Here is an 18,171-nt window from a genome sequence, read left to right on the forward strand (position 1 = left end):
TGTTGCAAGCCTCGCGGCAAGTGTCTACGAGGCGATTGGCCGCAGCAAGCCGAGCCAGTGCCGGTGCCGACGCGTGGGCACGCAGTTGCATGATGCTCGTCCGCGCCGTGCCGGGGCACCACGCCGACTGCCGTGCCTGTCCTGATGCTCGCCATTTGCCATCCGCCTGCTACATTCGCGGACGGGCGTCGCCGGTGGTTATGTGAATCGCCAGGCTCCAAAATCCGCTCCCTACAATCGAACGGCTCCCCAGGAGTTCCGACATGTCCGACAAACTGATCATATTCGACACCACGTTGCGTGACGGCGAGCAATCGCCCGGCGCATCGATGACGAAAGAGGAAAAAATCCGTATCGCGAAGCAGCTCGAACGGATGAAGGTGGACGTGATCGAAGCCGGCTTCGCGGCCAGTTCGAACGGCGACTTCGACGCGATCCAGACCATCGCAGGTCTCGTGAAGGACAGCACGGTCTGTTCACTGGCCCGCGCGAACGACAAAGACATCCAGCGCGCAGCCGACGCGCTCAAGCCCGCCGATCATTTCCGTATCCACACGTTCATCGCGACGTCGCCGCTGCATATGGAGAAGAAGCTGCGCATGACGCCGGATCAGGTGTTCGAGCAGGCGAGGCTGGCGGTGCGTTTTGCCCGCAAGTTCACCGACGACGTCGAGTTTTCCCCGGAAGACGGCAGCCGCTCCGACATGGACTTTCTGTGCCGCGTGCTGGAAGCGGTGATCGCCGAGGGCGCGACCACCATCAACATCGCGGATACGGTCGGTTACGGCGTGCCCGAACTCTACGGCCAGCTCGTGAAAACGCTGCGTGAGCGCATTCCGAACTCGCACAAGGCGGTGTTCTCGGTGCATTGCCATAACGACCTCGGCATGGCGGTCGCGAACTCGCTGGCCGGGGTGCAGATTGGCGGCGCGCGGCAGGTCGAGTGCACGATCAACGGGCTCGGCGAGCGCGCGGGCAACACGTCGCTCGAAGAAATCGTGATGGCGGTGAAAACGCGCAAGGATTACTTCGGCCTCGATATCGGACTCGACACCACGCAAATCGTGCCCGCGTCGAAGCTGGTATCGCAGATCACCGGTTTCGTCGTGCAGCCGAATAAGGCGGTGGTCGGCGCGAACGCGTTTGCGCATGCGTCCGGCATTCACCAGGACGGCGTGCTGAAGGCGCGCGACACCTACGAAATCATGCGTGCCGAAGACGTCGGCTGGAGCGCGAACAAGATCGTGCTCGGCAAGCTGTCGGGCCGGAACGCGTTCAAACAACGCCTGCAGGAACTCGGCATCGCACTGGATAGCGAGGCGGAACTGAACTCGGCGTTCGCGCGCTTCAAGGAACTGGCTGACCGCAAGTCGGAAATTTTCGACGAAGACATCATCGCGATCGTCACGGAGGAATCGGCCGAGGCGCAGCAGAAAGAGCACTACAAGTTTCTGTCGCTATCGCAGCATTCGGAAACCGGCGAGCAACCGCACGCGAAGATCGTGTTTTCGGTGGAAGGCAAGGAGATCACCGGCGAAGCGCGCGGTAACGGTCCGGTCGACGCCACGCTCAACGCAATTGAAACGGAAGTGGGCAGCGGGTCGGAACTGCTGTTGTACTCGGTGAATGCGATCACCACTGGCACGCAGGCGCAGGGCGAAGTGACGGTGCGCTTGTCGAAGAGCGGGCGCATTGTTAATGGCGTGGGCACCGATCCGGATATCGTCGCGGCTTCGGCGAAGGCGTATATCTCGGCGTTGAACAAGCTTTATTCGAACGTCGACAAGCTGAATCCGCAACGCTCGGAGTGATGCATCCGCCGTGCGCGATGTGACTGCGATGCGCTGAATGTGAAAAGCCCCGCGCCGGTCAAGGCGCGGGGCTTTTTGCTTTGCCGCATCGGTCGGTGTCGGGTTGGAGCAAACGCTCAGAACAACGCGCGCCGATCCGGATCGTGCAGCGGATCAGGCGTTTTCTGCGTCAGCCGAACAATGCCCTGTTCGTCGAAATAGAAGCTGTACATCATGTACCAGACGTTGTCTTCGAGATAGCGGTAAGTCCAGACCTCACGCTTCATCAGCGGAAAATACGCTGTTTCGACCGGGCGGCCGAAGTTGACGAGCACGTCGCTCTTGGTCCATTTGCCGATTTCCGCCCGGTAAAACTCATTGGGCTGCAGCACCTGGCGCACATTCACGATCTTGCCGGCTGCATCGATATCGGCGGCGGTGGTGGTTTCGCCCATTGGCTGGGTCGGCCACATCAGACGCTTGCCGCCATTCGGCAGGTCGTAAGTTTCGCGCGGCGGCCCGAGGCGCGCGACGATCGTCGATGCGTCGGCGCCTTGCTGGTATTGCTGCCAGGGCTGGACGCAGCCCGCAAGCGTCAGTGCGCTCAGGCAGACGAGCGCCGCGCGGCGCAGGCGTCCGAAGGCAGGCGCCTTGGTCGAGCCCGCCGGAAAGGGGTGGCGGTTGAACATATATTCCTCCGATGGCATCCAGGTCGCAGTTTTTATCATCGAGACGCATTATTTTGACACGCGCTGCGGCAAAAGAGCCGCGCTTCGTACAGGCTGGCCGCAAAGTACGGTAACGGATGCGGCGGCTTGCTTATTCCGTCCGGGTCGTCCTATGATCCGCGCTTTGGCGATTCCAGCGGGGCAGTGACGATGACGAAGTGGCAACAGGCGGCAGCAGCGGCGCTGGTGGCGATTTCAATGGGCGGGGTGGCGCACGCGGCAGCGGGGGCGGCGGCAAATTCGCCTGCAAGCGAGGCTGCGAACCGATCCGTCTCAGGCAAGCCCGGCGGCAAACCCACGGGAACACCGATCCAGCTGGCGTTGATCGAAGGCATGTCCGGCCCGTTCGCGAACGCGGGCGCGGCGGTCGAGCGCAATCTGCGTTTCGGCGTGGAACAGGTGAACGCGCAGGGCGGCGTGAAGCTCGCCGACGGCGCGCATCCGTTCGAACTGGTCGTGCTCGACAGCAAAGGCAGCACCGAAGAGGCGCTCACACAACTGCGCGCGGCTGCCGACCGCCATATCGGCTACATCATGCAGGGCAACAGTTCAGCGGTGGCCGCCGCGCTGATCGGCGCGATCGACAAGCAGAACAGCCGCGAGCCGGGCAATCGCGAGCTGTTCCTCAACTATTCCGCCGACGACCCCGCGCTGACCAACGCCAGTTGCAGCTTCTGGCATTTCCGTTTCGACGCACACGCGGGCATGCGGATGGACGCACTGGTCGACGTGATCCAGCGCGATAAAGCGGTGAAGAAGGTGTATCTGCTGAACCAGGACTACAGCTTTGGTCATGACGTCAGCAGCCTTGCGCGGTCGACGCTGGCGACGAAGCGCCCCGATATTGCGGTGGTCGGCGACGAATTCCATCCGATTGGCCGCGTAAAGGATTTCGCGCCCTATATCGCGAAGATTCGTGCCAGCGGGGCGGACGCCGTGATCACCGGCAACTGGGGCAACGACCTGACGCTGCTGGTCAAAGCGGCGCGCGAGCAGGGGCTGGACACGAAGTTCTACACCTTCTACGGCAACAGCCTGGGCGCGCCGGCTGCCTTGGGAGACGCGGGCGTCGGCCATGTGATTGCGGTTGCCGACTGGCATCCGAATGCGGGCGGCGCAGCCTCCGACGCCTGGTACGCCGCGTTCCGGGCCCGTTTCCCGGCTGCGCAGGACGACTACCCGGTGTTGCGCATGCCGCTGATGATCGAGACGCTCGCCGCGGCCATGAGCCGCGCCGGCAGCGCGGACCCGACTGCAGTGGCGCGCGCGCTCGAAGGCATTCGCTTCGACAACGGCTTCCACGCTTCGTGGATGCGCGCCGACGACCATCAACTGATTCAACCCCTTTACGTGATGCAGATGGACAAAGCCGGCACGCCCGGCGTGCATTTCGATAATGAAGGCTCAGGCTACGGCTTCCGCACGGTGCTGGCTTTGCCGGCCGATCGCACTGTTTTGCCGACCGTCTGCAAGATGCAGCGTCCCTGACGCGCGTGGCACGCAGGTGCCTCGCACGATCCGGCCAGCGGGGTTCGCGGCCGGATCGTGCTGTGCTACAATACGCGTCCCGTTGTAAGGCAGTGTCGTCTCGATGTGAGGCTCGCTGGCTGGCAAACGGGGTAATCCACGGCACGGCCTTTCTTCCGTGACCGCCTGTCTAGTTCTTAAGGAAATCGACATGTCCGCAGTTGAAACAAGCAAGAAGTCCGAAGTCGTTGCGCAATTCGCACGCGCAGCTAACGACACCGGCAGCCCCGAAGTTCAGGTCGCGCTGCTCACGACCCGCATCAACGAACTGACCGTTCACTTCAAGGCTCACTCGAAGGATCACCACAGCCGCCGCGGTCTGCTGCGCATGGTGAGCCGCCGTCGTAAGCTGCTCGACTACCTGAAGGGTAAGGACGCGGATCGTTACCGCACCCTGATCGAGAAGCTGGGTCTGCGTAAGTAATCGGCCAGTCGTTCAGCAAGATGCCTGTGTCAGTTCCACTGATACAGGCATTTTGTTTTTGCGCGGTGCGCTTCATGTGACGCGCATTGCCTGCCATTCGCAGTAGCGTGCCGGTTCATGCGGCGGAGGCAGGAAAAAGCAGGGCAGGCAGTAGAAAAAAGCAGTAGAAAAAGCAGCAAAACAAGCAATACGGCCGGGCTTCAGGGGCGGAGCTTTGTGTCATTCCAGCGGTTCGCGCGCGTACTCGACGTAGGGCGTGGTTCTCTGGAATGGCATAACACTACTCTTCCCATGTGGCGCCGGTCCTGGCGTTGCCGCGCCGCTTCTGGTTCGCGCGGCACTACGATGAGGAAAAGCAATGACTATGTTCAATAAGATCGTCAAAGAGTTCAAGTGGGGACAACACAACGTTCGCCTCGAAACCGGTGAAGTCGCCCGTCAGGCGAGCGGTGCGGTGATCGTCGACATCGAAGACACCGTCGTGCTGGCAACCGTGGTCGGCGCTAAAACGGCCAAGCCGGGTCAGGACTTCTTCCCGCTGACCGTCGATTACCTCGAAAAAACCTACGCAGCCGGCAAGATTCCGGGTGGTTTCTTCCGCCGCGAAGGCCGTCCGTCGGAAGGCGAAACGCTGACCTCGCGCCTGATCGACCGTCCGCTGCGCCCGCTGTTCCCGGAAGGCTTCTACAACGAAGTCCAGGTCGTGATCCACGTCCTGTCGCTGAACCCGGAAATCCCCGCTGACATCCCCGCGCTGATCGGCGCGTCGGCGGCACTCGCCGTGTCCGGTCTGCCGTTCAACGGCCCGGTCGGCGCAGCACGCGTGGCCTACATCAACAACGAATACGTGTTGAACCCGACGCGTCCGCAAATGAAGGAATCGGCGCTCGACCTGATCGTCGCCGGTACGGAACGCGCGGTGCTGATGGTGGAATCGGAAGCGCAGCAACTGAGCGAAGAAGTGATGCTCGGCGGCGTCGTGTTCGGTCACGAGCAAATGCAGATCGCGATCGACGCGATCCACGAACTCGTCCGTGAAGGCGGCAAGCCGGAATGGGATTGGCAGCCGGCAGCGAAAAACGAGCCGCTGATCGCACGCGTGGGCGAACTGGCACAAGCCGATCTGCTCGCGGCTTACCAGATCCGCGACAAGCAGGCACGTTCGGCCAAGCTGAAGGAAGTCTACGCAGCGACGTCGAAGAAGCTGGAAGAAGACGCAGCCGCAAGCGGCACGGTAGCAGCGGACAAGGCGACCGTCGGCAATGTGCTGTTCGACATCGAAGCGAAGATCGTCCGTACGCAGATCCTGAACGGCGAGCCGCGTATCGACGGCCGCGACACGCGCACGGTTCGTCCGATCGAAATCCGTACCGGCGTGCTGCCGCGTACCCACGGTTCGGCACTGTTCACGCGCGGCGAAACGCAGGCGCTGGTGGTGGCCACGCTGGGCACGAAGGGCGACGAGCAGAACATCGACGCGCTCGAAGGCGAGTACCGCGAACGCTTCATGCTCCACTACAACATGCCTCCGTTCGCAACCGGCGAAACGGGCCGCGTCGGTTCGCCGAAGCGCCGTGAAATCGGTCACGGCCGTCTGGCCAAGCGCGCACTGGCTGCATGCCTGCCGAGCGCCGACGAATTCGGCTACTCGATTCGCGTTGTGTCGGAAATCACGGAATCGAATGGTTCGTCGTCGATGGCTTCGGTGTGCGGCGGCTGCCTCGCACTGATGGACGCCGGCGTGCCGATGAAGGCGCACGTCGCCGGCATCGCAATGGGCCTGATCCTGGAAGGTAACCGCTTTGCAGTTCTGACCGACATCCTCGGCGACGAAGATCACCTCGGCGACATGGACTTCAAGGTGGCGGGTACGGAACAAGGCGTGACCGCGCTGCAGATGGACATCAAGATCCAGGGCATCACGAAGGAAATCATGCAGGTCGCCCTCGCGCAAGCGAAGGAAGGCCGTATGCACATCCTCGGCAAGATGACCTCGGCGGTGTCGGGCGCGAACACGGTGCTGTCGGACTACGCACCGCGCATGATCACCATCAAGATCAATCCGGAAAAGATCCGCGATGTGATCGGCAAGGGTGGTTCGGTGATCCGCGCGCTGACCGAAGAAACCGGCACGACGATCGATATTTCGGACGACGGCGTCGTCACCATCGCCAGCACGAGCAGCGAAGGGATGGCCGAAGCGAAGAAGCGTATCGAGAACATCACGCTGGAAGTCGAAGTGGGTCAGGTGTACGAAGGCACCGTGCTCAAGCTGCTCGATTTCGGCGCGATCGTGAACATCCTGCCGGGCAAGGACGGTCTGCTGCACATCTCCGAGATCGCCAACGAGCGTATCAAGGACATCAACGACTACCTGAAGGACGGCCAGCAAGTGAAGGTCAAGGTCATCCAGACGGACGAAAAGGGCCGCGTGCGTTTGTCGGCCAAGGCGTTGCTGAACGACGCGCCGCAAGGCGAGCCGACGCCGCAGTAATGCGGTAGCGGGACAACGGCCGGCAGCGTGCATACGCGCCGGCCGTTTTTTATGCAGGGTGGATTGCGTTGCAGACGCGTGCGAATGGAGACAAGCGGGTACTCTATTTGTATGGAGCGCGTTGTCGAAGGTTAGACGATTGCGCTTCGTGATCGGCAGGCCGCGAACGTGCGACGGGTGTGCAACGCAATCCAATCTTGGAGTTGACGCAGATGAAAGCGATCGAAATCACCGAATTCGGTGCGCCGGAAGTCCTCAAGCTCGCCGAGCGGCCCACGCCGCAGTTGAAGGCGGGCGAGGTGCTGATCAAGGTGGCGGCTTCCGGTATCAACCGTCCGGACGTGTTCCAGCGCAAGGGCGGTTATGCGCCGCCGCCCGGTGCATCGGATCTGCCTGGCCTGGAGGTGGCGGGTGAGATTGTCGGCGGCACGATCGACGAAAAGAACAATCCGTTCGGTCTGAAGATCGGCGATCGCGTCTGCGCGCTGATGGCCGGTGGCGGTTACGCGGAATATGCGAGCGCGCCGTTGCTGCAATGCTTGCCGGTGCCGGCGGGTTTGTCGGATATCGAGGCGGCTTCTTTGCCCGAGACGTTCTTCACGGTGTGGAGCAATGTGTTCGACCGCGCTCAGCTCGGCAAGGGCGAAGGCGCGCCGAACGAAACGCTGCTGGTGCAGGGCGGCTCGAGCGGCATCGGCGTGACGGCGATCCAGATCGCGCATGCGCTGGGTTTTCGGGTGTTCGCGACTGCAGGGTCGGACGAAAAATGCCGCGCCTGTGAGGCGCTGGGCGCCGAGCGGGCGATCAACTACAAGACTGAAGATTTCGTCGAAGTCATCAAGTCGCTGACCAACGATCGCGGTGTCGACGTGGTGCTCGACATGGTCGCCGGCAGCTACGTGCCGCGCGAACTCACGGCGTTGGCTGACGGCGGCCGCATCGTGGTAATTGCGTTGCTCGGCGGGGCGAAAGCGGAACTGAATCTGAACGACATCTTGCGTCGCCGTCTGACGGTGACCGGTTCGACGCTGCGTCCGCGGCCGATCGAATTCAAGGCAAAAATTGCCGCGCAATTGAAAGAGCAGGTGTGGCCGCATCTCGAAGCGGGCCGCATCAAGCCGGTGATCTATCGCGTGTTTCCCGCTGCGCAGGCCGCCGAAGCGCATGCATTGATGGAAAGCAGCACGCACGTCGGCAAGATCGTGCTCGCTTGGGGTCAGGATAGTTGACACGGTCGGTTTGACCCGATCCACCCCACGCAGTAAAATTGCGCGTTTTGCGCACGCCGAATGAATCCGAAAGGCGGACTGTAAGCGCAAACAAAGTCCGCCGCCAAGACAAGACGAGACGATGTCGAAACAACAACGAGCCAAGCTGGTAGTCGGTAACTGGAAAATGCACGGGCGTCTCGCCGCCAATGCCACGCTGTTGCAGGCTGTATCGCAAGGCGCGGGCGAATTGCCGGCCGACGTGCGCGTCGGCGTGTGTGTGCCGAGCCTTTATCTGGCGCAAACCCAGTCGTTGCTGGAAGGTGGTCGTGTCGCGTGGGGCGTGCAGGACGTGTCTGCGTTCACGCACGGCGCCTATACCGGTGAAGTGGCTGCGCCGATGGTCGTGGATTTCGGCGCCACGCTCGCGATTGTCGGGCACTCGGAACGTCGCGCCTATCATCGCGAAAGCGCTGAGCTGGTGGCGGTGAAAACGCAGCGCGCGCTGGAAGCGGGTTTGACGCCGATCGTCTGCGTCGGTGAAACGCTCGAAGAGCGCGAAGCCGGATCGACCGAGCAGGTAGTTGGTTCGCAACTCGACGAAGTGCTGGCGAAATTGTCGGTGCAGGAAGCGGCCCGCCTGGTCGTCGCGTACGAGCCGGTCTGGGCGATCGGCACGGGCAAGAGTGCATCGTCGGAGCAGGCTCAGGCCGTTCACGCGTTCCTGCGTGCGCGCCTGGCGGCGAAGGGCGAGGCAGTAGCGGATGTGCCGTTGTTGTACGGCGGCAGCGTGAAACCGGAGAACGCGGAAGAGCTGTTCCGTCAACCGGATATCGATGGCGGCCTGATTGGCGGCGCGTCGTTGAAAGACCAGGATTTCCTGGCGATCTGCAAGGCGGCGGCCGCAACGAGCGTCGCCGGTTAAGCAGGGCGCTTTGGTGGTGACTCCATCCCGTGCAACACAGCGTGTCGCGCGGTTAAATAAAGACTCAGGTGAGTGTGATGCTGTATTTGAAAACATTGATTATCGTCGTTCAGCTGTTGTCGGCACTTGGGGTCATCGGCCTTGTCTTGCTGCAACACGGCAAAGGCGCCGATATGGGCGCTGCTTTTGGTAGCGGCGCATCGGGCAGTCTGTTCGGTGCGACTGGCTCGGCAAACTTTTTGTCGCGTACAACCGCAGTGCTCGCAGCGGTATTTTTTGTCACGACGCTGACGTTGACGTACCTCGGCGCATATCGGTCGAAGCCTTCGGCAGGCTTGCTGGGCGCGGCAGTGACGGCTCCGGTTGCGGCCTCGGCAGCACCGTCGGCCTCTGCGCCGGTCGCAGGTTCGGCTGCCCTGCCGGCATCGCCTGCATCGGTCCCGGCTACCGACGTACCGAAATAAATTTCGCGGCAATTTGTCTCTTGTGCGTTGAACAATCTGTTTAAACAAGTTACAATCTAAGTCTTGAAGCGATTCGCGGGTTACAAGTTGTTTTCCCGGATTGCATGCAGTGCCGACGTGGTGAAATTGGTAGACACGCTATCTTGAGGGGGTAGTGGCGAAAGCTGTGCGAGTTCGAGTCTCGCCGTCGGCACCAAAATGTTATCTAAATGCCAGCCGCTTGCTTCAGCTTCGGCTGGCATTTTTCACTTCTGGGCACGGCTTAAGTAGGGCTTGTGGCATGTGCGTTTCGGAAGTGATTTCGCGGCAGGAGTGCTATGCTCCTGTCGGCACTCAGAACCGAACCAACCGATTGAGGATTGTCTTGAACCTCGCAGCCTATTTCCCCGTCTTGTTGTTCCTCATCGTAGGCACCGGTTTAGGCGTAGCGCTGGTCAGTATCGGTAAGATTCTTGGTCCCAACAAGCCCGATACAGAGAAGAACGCACCGTACGAGTGCGGCTTCGAAGCATTCGAAGATGCGCGCATGAAGTTCGATGTTCGCTATTACCTCGTCGCCATTCTCTTCATCATTTTCGACCTTGAAACCGCATTCCTTTTTCCGTGGGGCGTAGCTCTGCGCGACATCGGCTGGCCTGGCTTCATGGCAATGATGATTTTCCTGCTCGAATTCCTGCTGGGCTTCGCCTACATCTGGAAGAAGGGCGGCCTCGACTGGGAATGATGGATTAATCGCCGGTTTGCGTGGGTGGCCAAGGCTTGCCGCCCCGTCTGGAGTGGAAAGCAAATGAGTATCGAAGGGGTCTTGAAGGAAGGGTTTGTCACCACGACGGCTGACAAACTGATCAACTGGACGCGCACCGGCTCCCTGTGGCCGATGACGTTCGGTCTGGCGTGTTGTGCGGTCGAGATGATGCATGCGGGCGCTGCCCGTTATGACCTTGACCGCTTCGGCGTGGTGTTTCGTCCGAGTCCGCGTCAGTCGGACGTGATGATCGTCGCCGGCACGCTGTGCAACAAGATGGCGCCCGCTCTGCGCAAGGTCTACGACCAGATGGCTGAGCCGCGCTGGGTAATCTCGATGGGCTCGTGTGCGAACGGCGGCGGCTATTACCACTACTCGTATTCGGTAGTGCGTGGCTGCGACCGGATCGTTCCGGTTGACGTTTATGTGCCGGGTTGTCCGCCGACTGCGGAAGCGCTGGTGTACGGCGTGATCCAGTTGCAGGCCAAGATTCGCCGCACCAACACAATCGCCCGTCAATAAGGCCAACGCCTCCCCCACAATATGGCAAGCAAACTCGAGACCCTGAAAGCGAACCTCGAGGCGGCCTTTGGCGGCCTCCTGTTGAGCATCAACGAAGCAATCGGTGAAGTGACGATCGTCGTGAAGACGGCCGACTACCTCAACGTTGCAACCCGTCTGCGCGACGACCGTTCGCTCGGTTTCGAGCAATGCGTCGACCTTTGCGGCGTCGACTATCAGACCTACGCCGACGGCGCTTACGACGGCCCGCGTTTCGCGGCCGTTCTCCATTTGTTGTCGGTGCAGAACAACTGGCGTCTGCGCCTGCGCGTGTTCGCACCCGATGACGAAGTGCCGATCCTGCCGTCCGTCGTTGAAATCTGGAATTCGGTCAACTGGTACGAGCGCGAAGCATTCGACCTGTACGGTATCGTCTTCGAAGGTCACCCGGATCTGCGCCGCATCCTGACCGACTACGGTTTCATTGGTCACCCGTTCCGTAAAGATTTCCCTGTCTCCGGTTACGTCGAAATGCGTTACGACCCGGAAGAAAAGCGCGTCGTCTATCAGCCTGTGACGATCGAGCCGCGGGAAATTACGCCGCGCGTGATCCGCGAGGATCGCTATGGCGGTCTGAAACACTAAGAGAACGCCATGGCAGAGATCAAGAACTACACGCTCAACTTCGGTCCTCAGCATCCGGCTGCGCACGGTGTGTTGCGCCTCGTGCTGGAACTCGACGGTGAAGTCATCCAGCGCGCCGATCCGCACATCGGCCTGCTGCATCGCGCGACTGAAAAGCTCGCCGAAACCAAAACATTTATCCAGTCCGTGCCGTACATGGACCGTCTCGACTACGTGTCGATGATGGTCAATGAGCACGGCTACGTGATGGCGATTGAGAAGCTGCTCGGCATCGAAGTGCCGGTGCGCGCGCAATACATCCGCGTGATGTTCGACGAAATCACGCGCGTGCTGAACCACTTGATGTGGATCGGCGCGCACGCGCTCGACGTCGGCGCGATGGCGGTGTTTCTGTACGCGTTCCGCGAGCGCGAAGACCTGATGGACGTGTACGAAGCGGTATCCGGCGCACGGATGCACGCGGCCTACTACCGTCCGGGCGGTGTCTATCGCGATCTGCCGGATGCGATGCCGCAATACAAGGCATCGAAGATCCGCAATGTGAAGGCATTGTCGAAGATGAACGAGAACCGCCAAGGTTCGCTGCTCGACTTCATCGACGACTTCTTCACGCGCTTTCCGAAATGCGTCGACGAATACGAAACGCTGCTGACCGACAACCGGATCTGGAAGCAACGTCTGGTCGGTATCGGCGTGGTGAGCCCGGAACGCGCGCTGCAACTCGGCATGACCGGTGCAATGCTGCGCGGCTCGGGTATCGAGTGGGATCTGCGCAAGAAGCAGCCGTACGAAGTCTATGACAAGATGGATTTCGACATTCCGGTCGGCGTAAATGGCGATTGCTATGACCGCTATCTGGTTCGCGTCGAAGAAATGCGCCAATCCACGCGAATCGTGAAACAGTGCATTGAGTGGCTGCGTAAGAATCCTGGCCCCGTAATGGTCGACAATCATAAGGTTGCGCCGCCGTCGCGCGTCGGTATGAAGTCGAACATGGAAGAGTTGATCCACCATTTCAAGCTCTTCACCGAAGGCTTCCACGTTCCGGAAGGCGAGGCATACGCGGCGGTCGAGCATCCGAAGGGCGAGTTCGGTATCTACCTGATCTCGGACGGCGCGAACAAGCCGTATCGCCTGAAGATCCGCGCGCCGGGCTATGCGCACCTGTCCTCGCTGGATGAAATGGCGCGCGGTCACATGATCGCCGACGCCGTGACGATCATCGGCACGCAGGACATCGTGTTCGGCGAAGTGGATCGCTAGGACGTATTCAGCGGTGCGTGTTTCGGATTGAGTCGAAGCGCGTGTCAAGCAAAGGAACGCCGGGTCTGTCGCAGCTTGAAGTAAGCGACGGGTTTTCGTTCGGTAGGAATTGAAAGAGTCGTGTCTGAAAATGATCTCAGCTGAAGGCCTGAAAGAAATCGATCGCGCGATCGGGAAATACCCCGCCGATCAGAAACAGTCCGCCGTGATGTCGGCGCTGGCCGTTGCTCAGGAAGAGCATGGCTGGCTGTCGCCCGACGTCATGCAGTTCGTCGCGGACTATCTCGGCATGCCGGCAGTCGCCGTGCAGGAGGTAGCTACCTTCTACACGATGTACGAGACCTCGCCGGTCGGCAAATACAAGATCACGCTCTGCACAAACCTGCCGTGCCAACTCGGCCCGGACGGCGGTGCCGAAGGCGCCGCGGAATATCTGAAGCAGAAGCTCGGCATCGACTTCGGCGAAACCACGCCCGACGGCAAGTTCACCCTGAAAGAAGGTGAGTGCATGGGTTCGTGCGGCGACGCGCCGGTGATGCTGGTGAACAACCATCGCATGTGCAGCTTCATGAGCCGCGCGAAGATCGACCAGCTGCTCGAGGAGCTTTCGAAATGACGGCTTTACACGATCGTCACATCAAACCGCTGATTCTCGCTGGCCTGAACGGCGACAACTGGCATCTCGAAGACTATGTGGCGCGCGGCGGTTACGCCCAGCTGCGACGCATTCTGGAAGAGAAGATTCCGCCGGAGCAGGTGATCGCCGACGTCAAGGCGTCGGGTCTGCGTGGCCGGGGCGGTGCAGGCTTCCCGACCGGTCTGAAGTGGAGCTTCATGCCGCGTCAGTTCCCTGGTCAGAAATATCTCGTCTGTAATTCGGACGAAGGCGAACCGGGCACGTTCAAAGACCGCGACATTCTGCGCTTCAATCCGCATGCGCTGATTGAAGGCATGGCCATTGGTGCGTATGCAATGGGCATCACGGTCGGATACAACTATATACACGGCGAAATTTTTGAAGTCTACCGTCGCTTTGAGCAGGCGCTGGACGAAGCTCGCCGCGCCGGGTTCCTCGGCGAAAACATCATGGGCTCGGGTTTCTCGTTCGAGCTGCATGCGCACCACGGTTACGGCGCCTACATCTGCGGCGAAGAAACCGCGCTGCTCGAGTCGCTGGAAGGCAAGAAAGGCCAGCCGCGCTTCAAGCCGCCATTCCCGGCGAGCTTTGGCGTGTACGGCAAGCCGACCACGATCAACAACACCGAGACGTTTGCCGCAGTGCCGTTCCTGCTGGCAGTCGGTCCGCAGAATTACCTTGAAATCGGCAAACCGAACAATGGCGGCACCAAGATTTTCTCGGTATCGGGCGACGTCGAACGTCCGGGCAATTATGAAGTTCCGCTCGGTACGCCGTTCGCGACGTTGCTGGATCTCGCCGGCGGCATGCGCGGCGGCAAGAAGATCAAGGCTGTGATTCCTGGCGGTTCGTCGGCTCCGGTGATTCCGGGCGAGATGATGATGAACACCGACATGGACTACGACTCGATCGCCAAGGCTGGCTCGATGCTTGGTTCGGGCGCGGTCATCGTGATGGACGAAACGCGTTGCATGGTGCGTTCGCTGTTGCGTCTGTCGTACTTCTATTACGAAGAGTCGTGTGGTCAATGCACGCCTTGCCGCGAAGGCACGGGCTGGCTGTACCGCGTCGTCCATCGTATCGAGCATGGGCTCGGCCGTCCTGAAGATCTGGATCTGCTGAACTCGGTCGCGGAAAACATCATGGGCCGCACGATTTGCGCGCTCGGCGATGCAGCGGCCATGCCGGTTCGCGGCATGCTCAAGCACTACTGGGATGAGTTCGAATACCACGTCGCGCACAAGCATTGCCTGACCGGCGATCATGCCGGGCACGCAGCGGCGTCGGAAACAGTGGCTGCCTGACTGAGTAGACAAGCACCAGACGAACACGTCAACCGCGGGATTCATCGGCTGAAACGGGCGATGAACGGGGCGAACGATTGAGCGGTAACAGGTTAAGGAAGATTGACCATCATGGTTGAACTTGAAATAGACGGCAAGAAAGTAGAGGTGCCCGAAGGCAGCATGGTGATCCAGGCTGCGCATAAGGTCGACACGTATATCCCTCACTTCTGCTATCACAAGAAGCTGTCGATTGCGGCCAACTGCCGGATGTGTCTGGTCGATGTCGAAAAGATGCCGAAGGCTGTGCCGGCATGCGCAACGCCGGTGTCGGCGGGCATGATCGTGCGCACCAAGTCGGACAAGGCGGTGAAGGGCCAGCAAGCCGTGATGGAATTCCTGCTGATCAACCACCCGCTGGACTGCCCGATCTGCGACCAGGGCGGCGAGTGCCAGTTGCAGGATCTGGCCGTCGGTTACGGCAAGTCAGGTTCGCGTTATAGCGAAGAAAAGCGCGTGGTGTTCCACAAGAACGTCGGCCCGCTGATCTCGATGGAAGAAATGTCGCGTTGTATCCACTGCACGCGTTGCGTCCGTTTCGGCCAGGAAGTGGCCGGCGTGATGGAACTCGGCATGCTGGGCCGTGGCGAGCATTCGGAAATCACGTCGTTCGTCGGCAAGACGGTCGACTCCGAAATGTCGGGCAACATGATCGATCTGTGCCCGGTCGGCGCGTTGACCAGCAAGCCGTTCCGCTACAGCGCCCGGACGTGGGAACTGTCGCGCCGCAAGTCGGTGAGCCCGCACGATTCCGTCGGCGCGAACCTCGTGGTGCAGGTGAAGAACAATCGCGTGATGCGCGTTCTGCCGTTCGAAAACGAATCCATCAACGAATGCTGGATTTCGGACAAGGACCGCTTCTCGTACGAAGGTCTCAATAGCCCGGAACGTCTCACACAGCCGATGCTCAAGCAGGACGGCAAGTGGATCGAGACCGACTGGCAGACCGCCCTTGAATACGTGGTCAAGGGTCTAAAGGGCATCAAGGGCGACCATGGCGCGACTGCGCTGGCCGCTCTCGGCAGCGCTCATAGCACGGTCGAAGAACTGTTCCTGCTGAAGCAACTCGCGCAAGCGGTCGGCACACCTAACGTCGACTTCCGTCTGCGCCAGTCGGATTTCTCGGCACCGGTCAACGGCGCCCCGTGGCTCGGCGCGGCGATCGCCGAACTGTCGAACGTCGACGCAGCGCTGGTGATCGGCTCCGATCTGCGTCGCGATCATCCGTTGCTCGCAGCACGTCTGCGTCAGGCCGCCAAGAACGGCGCGAAGCTCACGCTGGTGCAGGCTAGCGGCGACGACGCATTGATTCCGCAAGCGCAACGCGTGGTCGCAGCGCCGTCAGCATGGCTCGACGCACTGGCGGGTATTGCGGGCGCGGTGTCGGAAGCGAACGGCGTTGCGTTGCCCGAAGCTTTCGGCGGCACGCAGCCGACCGACGCTCACAAGCAGGTTGCCAAGTCGCTCGCCTCGGGCCAGAGCCGCTTCGTGCTGCTGGGCAACGGTGCGGTCCGTCATCCGGACTTCGCGGTCATTCACGCAGCGGCGCAATGGATTGCAGAGGCCACCGGCGCGACGCTCGGTTTCCTCCCGGAAGCGGCCAATACGGTTGGCGCACACCTCGTGAATGCGCTGCCGGGCGAAGGCGGTTTGAATGCTCGCGAAGTGTTCGAACAGCCGCGCAAGGGCTATGTCTTGCTGAACTTCGAACCTGAGTTCGATACGGCGAACCCGGCGCAGGCTTTGGCCGCACTGAAGCAAGCCGAAATGGTCGTGGTGATGTCGCCGTTCCAGACGGGCGCCGACTACGCCGATGTGCTGTTGCCGATCGCTCCGTTCACGGAAACGGCCGGTACTTTCGTCAACGCCGAAGGCACCGTACAGACGTTCAACGGCGTCGTGCGTCCGCTGGGCGACACGCGTCCGGCATGGAAAGTATTGCGTGTGCTGGGTAGCTTGCTGGGCGTGCCGGGCTTCGAATTCGACACGTCGGAAGAAGTGCGCAATGCCGCACTCGGCAACGGCGAACTGACATCGCGTCTGTCGAACAAAACGGGCGTCGCAGTTGCGCGCGGTAAGTCGGTCAAGGCGGCTGAAGGCAAGTTCGAGCGTATCGCGAACGTGCCGATCTACCACGCCGACGCACTGGTGCGCCGTGCCGATTCGCTGCATCTGACCGCAGCGGCGCGCGCCGCGAACACCGTCGGCCTGCCGGCTGCGCTGTTCGACCAACTGGGTTTGAAGGAAGGCGACGCAGTGCGCGTGCGCCAGGGCGAGCAATCGGTGCAGTTGCCGGCCGTGCGCGACGCGAATCTTGCGGAGACGGTCGTCCGCGTATCGGCGGCTACGCCTGCCGGTGCAGCGCTGGGCAGCCTGTTCGGTGAACTGGTGGTGGAGAAGGCGTAAATGAGCTTGTTCGATACGATCAACTCGGGCGGCACCCAGATCCTTGGTGTGGCATGGCCTACGGTGTGGGCACTGGTGCGCATCCTGGTGGTAGCCGTCGTGATCCTGCTGTGCGTGGCTTACCTGATTCTGTGGGAGCGTAAGCTGATCGGCTGGATGCACGTGCGTATTGGCCCGAACCGCGTCGGTCCTGCGGGTTTGCTGCAGCCAATCGCCGACGTGCTGAAGCTGTTGCTGAAAGAAGTGATTCAGCCGGCTCAAGCTAGCCGCTGGACCTATCTGATTGCGCCGATCATGGTGGTGGTCCCGGCCTTCGCGGTCTGGGCGGTGATTCCGTTCCAGGCGGGCGCTGTGCTCGGCGACATCAACGCGGGTCTGCTGTACGCGATGGCGATTTCGTCGATCGGCGTGTACGGCGTGATTCTGGCCGGTTGGGCGTCGAACTCGAAATACGCGTTTCTCGGCGCGATGCGTGCGGCAGCGCAAATGGTCTCGTACGAAATCTCGATGGGCTTCGCGCTCGTCGTCGTGCTGATGACCGCTGGCACGCTGAACCTGTCGGGTATCGTCGGTTCGCAGGAACATGGCTTCTTCGCGTCGCACGGCCTGAACTTCCTGTCGTGGAACTGGCTGCCGCTGCTGCCGATGTTCGTCGTCTACTTCATCTCGGGCATCGCCGAAACGAACCGCCATCCGTTCGACGTGGTGGAAGGGGAGTCGGAAATTGTCGCGGGTCACATGATCGATTACTCGGGTATGGCGTTCGCGCTGTTCTTCCTCGCCGAGTACATCAACATGATCGTGATCTCGGCGTTGGCTGCAACACTGTTCCTTGGTGGCTGGAGCGCTCCGTTCGGGTTCCTGTCGTTTATCCCGGGCATCTTCTGGCTCGTCCTCAAGGTCTTCTTGCTGTTGTCGGTGTTCATCTGGGCGCGCGCCACGTTTCCGCGCTACCGCTATGACCAGATCATGCGTCTGGGCTGGAAGGTTTTCATTCCGGTCTGCGTGGTGTGGCTGGTGGTGGTCGGCTTCTGGATCATGTCGCCGTTGAACATCTGGAAATAAAGGGCG

General features: G+C 61.0%; 16 protein-coding genes and 1 tRNA gene. 16 read left to right on the forward strand and 1 reads right to left on the reverse strand.

Annotation, left to right across the window (positions count from 1 at the left end):
* Nucleotides 1-263: 263 nt before the first annotated feature.
* Entirely contained in the window at nt 264-1,811 is a 1,548-nt protein-coding gene (locus BLS41_RS06305) for a 2-isopropylmalate synthase (protein WP_074763521.1), read from the forward strand.
* A gap of 116 nt (nt 1,812-1,927) precedes the next feature.
* On the opposite strand, the gene BLS41_RS06310 is transcribed toward BLS41_RS06305, so the two are convergent.
* Nucleotides 1,928-2,479, reverse strand: coding sequence for a hypothetical protein (locus tag BLS41_RS06310; protein WP_074763522.1), 552 nt, complete (start codon nt 2,477-2,479; stop codon nt 1,928-1,930).
* A gap of 189 nt (nt 2,480-2,668) precedes the next feature.
* Between BLS41_RS06310 and BLS41_RS06315 the strand changes: the two genes are divergently transcribed.
* The 15 genes from BLS41_RS06315 to nuoH all read left to right on the forward strand — a co-directional run bounded on the left by BLS41_RS06315 (nt 2,669) and on the right by nuoH (nt 18,165).
* Nucleotides 2,669-4,006, forward strand: coding sequence for a branched-chain amino acid ABC transporter substrate-binding protein (locus tag BLS41_RS06315; RefSeq protein WP_074763523.1), 1,338 nt, complete (start codon nt 2,669-2,671; stop codon nt 4,004-4,006).
* Nucleotides 4,007-4,196: 190 nt separating this feature from the next.
* Complete coding sequence (gene rpsO, locus BLS41_RS06320) at nt 4,197-4,469, forward strand: 30S ribosomal protein S15 (RefSeq protein WP_074763524.1); 273 nt, start codon at nt 4,197-4,199, stop codon at nt 4,467-4,469.
* Nucleotides 4,470-4,827: 358 nt separating this feature from the next.
* On the forward strand, nt 4,828-6,963 hold the full coding sequence (pnp, locus tag BLS41_RS06325) for a polyribonucleotide nucleotidyltransferase (protein WP_171910202.1): 2,136 nt from the start codon (nt 4,828-4,830) through the stop codon (nt 6,961-6,963).
* 212 nt (nt 6,964-7,175) lie between these two features.
* Nucleotides 7,176-8,192 carry an NAD(P)H-quinone oxidoreductase gene (locus tag BLS41_RS06330; RefSeq protein ID WP_074763525.1) on the forward strand — a complete coding sequence of 339 codons (1,017 nt, stop codon included), beginning with the start codon at nt 7,176-7,178 and terminating at the stop codon, nt 8,190-8,192.
* A 121-nt stretch (nt 8,193-8,313) separates the two neighbouring features.
* Complete coding sequence (tpiA, locus tag BLS41_RS06335) at nt 8,314-9,096, forward strand: triose-phosphate isomerase (protein WP_074763526.1); 783 nt, start codon at nt 8,314-8,316, stop codon at nt 9,094-9,096.
* A gap of 77 nt (nt 9,097-9,173) precedes the next feature.
* On the forward strand, nt 9,174-9,560 hold the full coding sequence (secG, locus tag BLS41_RS06340; protein ID WP_074763527.1) for a preprotein translocase subunit SecG: 387 nt from the start codon (nt 9,174-9,176) through the stop codon (nt 9,558-9,560).
* Nucleotides 9,561-9,671: 111 nt separating this feature from the next.
* Nucleotides 9,672-9,756: transfer RNA gene (locus BLS41_RS06345), tRNA-Leu, on the forward strand.
* 168 nt (nt 9,757-9,924) lie between these two features.
* Entirely contained in the window at nt 9,925-10,284 is a 360-nt protein-coding gene (locus BLS41_RS06350; protein ID WP_007175615.1) for an NADH-quinone oxidoreductase subunit A, read from the forward strand.
* Nucleotides 10,285-10,347: 63 nt separating this feature from the next.
* Nucleotides 10,348-10,827 carry a NuoB/complex I 20 kDa subunit family protein gene (locus BLS41_RS06355; protein ID WP_006052903.1) on the forward strand — a complete coding sequence of 160 codons (480 nt, stop codon included), beginning with the start codon at nt 10,348-10,350 and terminating at the stop codon, nt 10,825-10,827.
* Between the two features lie 21 nt (nt 10,828-10,848).
* Complete coding sequence (locus tag BLS41_RS06360; protein ID WP_074763528.1) at nt 10,849-11,451, forward strand: NADH-quinone oxidoreductase subunit C; 603 nt, start codon at nt 10,849-10,851, stop codon at nt 11,449-11,451.
* A gap of 9 nt (nt 11,452-11,460) precedes the next feature.
* Nucleotides 11,461-12,714: an NADH-quinone oxidoreductase subunit D gene (locus BLS41_RS06365; protein WP_074763529.1), complete on the forward strand. Its 1,254-nt coding sequence runs from the start codon at nt 11,461-11,463 to the stop codon at nt 12,712-12,714.
* Between the two features lie 130 nt (nt 12,715-12,844).
* On the forward strand, nt 12,845-13,330 hold the full coding sequence (gene nuoE, locus BLS41_RS06370; RefSeq protein WP_074763530.1) for an NADH-quinone oxidoreductase subunit NuoE: 486 nt from the start codon (nt 12,845-12,847) through the stop codon (nt 13,328-13,330).
* Nucleotides 13,327-14,655 carry an NADH-quinone oxidoreductase subunit NuoF gene (gene nuoF, locus BLS41_RS06375; RefSeq protein WP_074763531.1) on the forward strand — a complete coding sequence of 443 codons (1,329 nt, stop codon included), beginning with the start codon at nt 13,327-13,329 and terminating at the stop codon, nt 14,653-14,655. The genes nuoE and nuoF overlap by 4 nt, the downstream gene beginning before the upstream one ends.
* Nucleotides 14,656-14,766: 111 nt before the next feature.
* Nucleotides 14,767-17,100, forward strand: a complete 2,334-nt coding sequence (nuoG, locus tag BLS41_RS06380) for an NADH-quinone oxidoreductase subunit NuoG (RefSeq protein WP_074763532.1) — start codon at nt 14,767-14,769, stop codon at nt 17,098-17,100.
* Nucleotides 17,101-18,165, forward strand: coding sequence for an NADH-quinone oxidoreductase subunit NuoH (gene nuoH / locus BLS41_RS06385; protein ID WP_074763533.1), 1,065 nt, complete (start codon nt 17,101-17,103; stop codon nt 18,163-18,165).
* Nucleotides 18,166-18,171: the final 6 nt, after the last annotated feature.

Source organism: Paraburkholderia fungorum (assembly GCF_900099835.1).
Lineage (GTDB): Bacteria > Pseudomonadota > Gammaproteobacteria > Burkholderiales > Burkholderiaceae > Paraburkholderia > Paraburkholderia fungorum_A.